Origin of the sequence: Streptomyces specialis (assembly GCF_001493375.1) — a bacterium.
In the GTDB taxonomy this organism is placed as follows: Bacteria; Actinomycetota; Actinomycetes; order Streptomycetales; family Streptomycetaceae; genus Streptomyces; species Streptomyces specialis.
On the sequence record NZ_LN929797.1, the window covers coordinates 1 to 4,891 of the forward strand.

Here is a 4,891-nt window from a genome sequence, read left to right on the forward strand (position 1 = left end):
CCGGAGTTATTGGGTGTAAAGGGAGCGCAGGCGGTCTGTTTAGTCTAATGTGAAAGCCCACGGCTTAATCTTTTAACGGCAGTGGAAAGCGCCAGAATTGCACGTCTATCGTGGTCGTGGGCAGCGTCAGATGTGTGTAAGAGGCGGGCACGGACGGCGCCATCGCCCTGCGCGCCACCCCGCGCGCCGGAGGAGCCGCCGAACTGACCCTGGAACGCGGCCAGTCCGCCTACGTGCCCGCGGGCGAACGCGTCACGGCCGAGGGCGCGGGCACCCTGTTCCGCGCCACCGTCGCCCTGTAGCCCCTCGTGGCCGGGACGCACCGGCCGTCTTGAGCGTCCCCCGGGCGGCCGGTGTAGATTCGGCGTCGAAGTTCACGTCGCTGCTGATGGCAGTCGGGCGGCCAGGCGCCGTCCCGGCCGAGGGGAAAGAAGGCCCTCCGACGGACTGCGAAGCTCCGGACGTGCCGCTGGTCACAGGGCGCGCCCGCTGTCGCATCGTGTCCGCCACAAGCTGATCTGTGAGGAGCAGCCGTCATGACAACGAGCGCATCCGCCGCTCAGGACTTCAAGGTCGCCGATCTGTCGCTGGCCGAGTTCGGCCGCAAGGAGATCACTCTCGCCGAGCACGAGATGCCCGGCCTGATGGCGATCCGCCGGGAGTACGCCGCGTCGCAGCCGCTGGCCGGCGCCCGCGTCACCGGTTCACTGCACATGACCGTGCAGACCGCCGTGCTGATCGAGACCCTGGTCGCTCTCGGCGCCGAGGTCCGCTGGGCCTCCTGCAACATCTTCTCCACCCAGGACCACGCCGCCGCGGCGATCGCCGCCGCCGGCATCCCCGTCTTCGCCTGGAAGGGCGAGACGCTCGAAGAGTACTGGTGGTGCACCGAGAAGGCCCTGACCTGGCCCGACAGCCCCACCGGCGGCCCCAACATGATCCTGGACGACGGCGGCGACGCCACACTCCTGGTCCACAAGGGCGTCGAGTACGAGAAGGCCGGCCGCGTCCCGGACGTGTCCACCGCCGAGAACGAGGAGCACGCCGTCATCCTCGAACTGCTGACCCGCACCGTGGCCGAGACGCCGCAGAAGTGGACGCAGCTCGCCTCGGACATCCGCGGCGTCACCGAGGAGACCACCACCGGCGTCCACCGCCTGTACGAGATGTTCCGCGACGGGACGCTCCTCTTCCCGGCCATCAACGTCAACGACGCGGTCACCAAGTCGAAGTTCGACAACAAGTACGGCTGCCGCCACTCGCTGATCGACGGCATCAACCGCGCCACCGACGTGCTGATCGGCGGCAAGGTCGCGGTCGTGTTCGGCTACGGCGACGTCGGCAAGGGCTGTGCCGAGTCGCTGCGCGGTCAGGGCGCGCGCGTGATCGTCACCGAGATCGACCCGATCTGCGCCCTCCAGGCCGCCATGGACGGCTACCAGGTGGCCCGGCTCGAAGACGTCGTCGAGACCGCCGACATCTTCATCACCTGCACCGGCAACAAGGACATCATCCTCGCCTCCGACATGGCCCGGATGAAGCACCAGGCGATCGTCGGCAACATCGGCCACTTCGACAACGAGATCGACATGGCCGGTCTCGCGAAGCTGCCCGGCGTCGTCAAGGACGAGATCAAGCCGCAGGTCCACACGTGGACCTTCCCGGACGGTCACACCATCATCGTCCTGTCCGAGGGCCGCCTGCTGAACCTGGGCAACGCGACCGGCCACCCGTCGTTCGTCATGTCCAACAGCTTCGCGAACCAGACGATCGCCCAGATCGAGCTGTTCACGAAGACCAACGAGTACCCCACGGGCGTCTACACGATCCCGAAGCACCTCGACGAGAAGGTCGCCCGCCTGCACCTGGACGCCCTCGGCGCCAAGCTGACCGAGCTCCGCCCGGAGCAGGCGTCGTACATCGGCGTCCCGGTCGAGGGTCCGTACAAGTCCGAGCACTACCGGTACTGACCGCGCGAGGGCCGGGGGCCGGCCGCCCCGCACGGCGGCCGGCCCCCGCGCCCGCGTCCGGTCCCCGACCCAGGCAGCCATGCCCCGCGGCCGATACAGCCTCCACGACCCGCACGACGGGACCCCACTCGGCGACGAGCGCTTCCAGTGCGCGCCCGGCCCCAGCGGCTGGCGCTACGTGTCCCGCACCACCACCCCCGGCGGCGCGCCCGCCGGATCACTCGACCTGACGCTGGACCGGCTCGGCCGCCCGATCCGGCTCGAACTGCGCGCCGGCGGCTGGCGGGTGCGCGGCGCCGCGCTCGACGGCGTGACCTGGGTCCGGATGGCCGAGGACACCGGCGAACAGGCCCAGGAGGGCAACGCGCCCGCCCGCGCCTTCACCGGCTCCTCCCCGGCCTTCCTCGTCGCCACCGCGCGCCTGCTGCGGCTCACCGGAACCCCGGGCCGGAGCACCCGCGTCCGGCTCCTCGGCTTCGCCCCGCACACCCTGGCCGCCCGCGCCCGCGACGAGACCTGGACCCTGACCGGCACCGAGGCCCACCGCCCGGCGGACGGCGACGGCACGCTGACCGTCGAGGCGTACCGCGTCGACGACATGGAGACCGGGGAGCGGCACGCCGTGCACCTCGCGGGTGATGTCGTCCTGGCCGCGCCCGGCGTCGAGCTGGAGGAACTGGACACACCGCCCACGGACTTCAGGACGGCGGAGTGAACCCGGTCCGCCGCCCGGGCTCCGCCCCGGGCCGAGCTTCCGGCTCCCGCCGGGGCTCCGCCTCCGGCGCGACGGAGGGCGAGACGGGAGGCGCGGCCGGAGGCATGACCGGTGGCATGAGCGGAGCGGCCGGCGGTATCGCCCGGTCCGGGGGCGCGGCAGGCGGCGTGCCGAAGGCCCGCTCGGCCTCCCGCCGCTGCCGCTCCGCGACCACCCCCGCCAGATACGCCGCCGGATGCGCTCCGGCGGGCGCGGGCGCGCCGACCCGTTCCACCACGTCGCCCGCCAGCCGCACCGCCATCGACCACGCCACCTGCGGGTCCAGCTCACCCATCCGCGCCAGGTACTGCCGCACCGCCAGCCACAGCCTGTCCGGCACCCGGGACAGATCCAGCCCGGCGAACTCCCCGGCCGTCGCCGGAGGCGGCGGCACCGCCCCGGCCGCCCTGCCACTGCCCGGGATCCGCTCCCGCACCACCAGCGTGCCCGCGAAGACATCGCCGAGCCGCCGGCCCTCCGCCGACACCAGCGACGCGATGACCGGCACGGCGCCCGCGCTGATGATCGTCTCGACGAACCCGACCACCCCCCGCACCAGCGCGTGCCGGAACCGGATCGGCCCGCCGTCCCGCCGCACCACCCGCAGCCCGAAGGCGGCCTTCCCCAGCGAACGACCCCGGCTCAGCGTCTCCACCGCGACCGGGACCCCCACCAGGATCAGGATCAGCAACGCCACCTGCACCGCCGCCGCGGCGGCCGTGCCCAGCGGCAGCACCGTGCTCAGCAGGACGACGGACAGCAGCAGATAGCCACCGACATACAGCAGCAGATCCAGGGCGACGGCCATGATCCGGCTCGGGAGCCGGGCGGGCTGAAGTCCCAGGACGACCGCGTCGCCCGTCACCACCTGACTCATCGACTCATCCCGCCGCTCCCACGGATCCGCTCTCCGCTGGACAGTCTGACACTGCCGTCTGACAAGCTCTGCGTATGGATCTCGACGTCTTCGTCGCCGCGCACCGGGCGGAGTGGGACCGGCTGGAAGCGCTGCTGCGCCGCCCCCGGAGGCTCACCGGTGCCGAGACGGACGAGCTGGTCGAGCTGTACCAGCGCACGGCGACCCACCTGTCGCTGCTGCGCTCCTCGGCACCCGACCCGGCGCTCATGGCCCGGCTGACGACCCTGGTCGCACGGGCCCGCAGCGTCGTGGTCGGCACCCGCAGGGCGACCTGGCGCGACGCGGTGACCTTCTTCACCACCGGGTTCCCGGCCGCCTGCTACCGCACCCGGCACTGGTGGGTCCCCACGGCTCTCCTTTTCACGCTCGTGGTCGCCGCCCTGGGCTGGTGGATCGCGGAGAGCCCCGGCGTCCGCGCGTCGATGGCCGCCCCCGAGGACCTCCGCGAGATGACGCGCCCCGGCGGCGCCTACGAGTCCTACTACTCCAGCAGCCCCGCGGCGGCCTTCTCCGCCCAGGTCTGGACGAACAATGTGCAGGTCGCGGGCCTGTCCCTGGCCTTCGGTGCCCTGCTCGGCCTGCCCGTCCTCTGGGTCCTGCTCCAGAACGCGGTGAACGTGGCGACCGGCGTCGGCCTGATGGCGTCGGCCGGCCGCCTCGATGTCTTCCTCGGCCTGATCCTGCCGCACGGCCTGCTGGAGCTGACCGCCGTCTTCGTCGCGGGCGGCGTCGGCCTGCGCCTGGGCTGGACGGTGATCGACCCCGGCCCCCGCCCCCGCGCGGCGGCGCTGGCCCAGGAGGGCCGCGCCGCGATCGGCATGGCCATCGGCCTGCTGGTGGTGCTGCTGATCTCGGGGGCGATCGAGGGCTTCGTGACGCCCTCCGGCCTGCCCACCTGGGCCCGGATCGCCATCGGCGTGGCGGCCGAGCTGGCCTTCCTGACCTACGTCTTCGTCCTGGGCCGGCGTGCCGTGGCGGCGGGGGAGACCGGCGACATGACGGCGGCCGACCGCGAGGACGAGGCACCGGTGGCGGCCTGACTTGACGCGCCCCCTACGGACGCGTAATGTTCTCCGAGCTGCCACCGAGCCGCCCGGTTCCACCGGGGAAGGTGGGGGCACTCCGCCACCGAGTGTGGCACCCACTATGAACGAAGCTTCTGCCCGTGAGGGTCTATTTCCGCTTGCCGGGAATGGGGTTCGCGGGGCCGGATTTGGAATTCGGCGGGGATTGCCTCTAAAGTAGTGG

4 protein-coding genes are annotated in these 4,891 nt (G+C 72.1%); 3 read left to right on the forward strand and 1 reads right to left on the reverse strand.

The window, feature by feature from the left end; translation table 11 throughout:
* Positions 1 to 536 precede the first annotated feature (536 nt).
* Both ahcY and BN2279_RS07240 read left to right on the forward strand, forming a co-directional pair.
* The gene (gene ahcY, locus BN2279_RS07235) at positions 537 to 1,970 is read left to right on the forward strand and encodes an adenosylhomocysteinase (protein ID WP_059007630.1); all 1,434 of its coding nucleotides are present in this window, start codon (positions 537 to 539) and stop codon (positions 1,968 to 1,970) included.
* A gap of 79 nt (positions 1,971 to 2,049) precedes the next feature.
* The gene (locus BN2279_RS07240) at positions 2,050 to 2,685 is read left to right on the forward strand and encodes a hypothetical protein (RefSeq protein WP_059007632.1); all 636 of its coding nucleotides are present in this window, start codon (positions 2,050 to 2,052) and stop codon (positions 2,683 to 2,685) included.
* On the opposite strand, the gene BN2279_RS07245 is transcribed toward BN2279_RS07240, so the two are convergent.
* Entirely contained in the window at positions 2,669 to 3,601 is a 933-nt protein-coding gene (locus BN2279_RS07245) for an RDD family protein (RefSeq protein ID WP_059007634.1), read from the reverse strand. The two genes, BN2279_RS07240 and BN2279_RS07245, sit on opposite strands and share 17 nt — an antisense overlap.
* A 74-nt stretch (positions 3,602 to 3,675) precedes the next feature.
* On the opposite strand from BN2279_RS07245, the gene BN2279_RS07250 reads away from it, so the two are divergent.
* The gene (locus BN2279_RS07250) at positions 3,676 to 4,683 is read left to right on the forward strand and encodes a stage II sporulation protein M (protein ID WP_059007636.1); all 1,008 of its coding nucleotides are present in this window, start codon (positions 3,676 to 3,678) and stop codon (positions 4,681 to 4,683) included.
* Positions 4,684 to 4,891 lie beyond the last annotated feature (208 nt).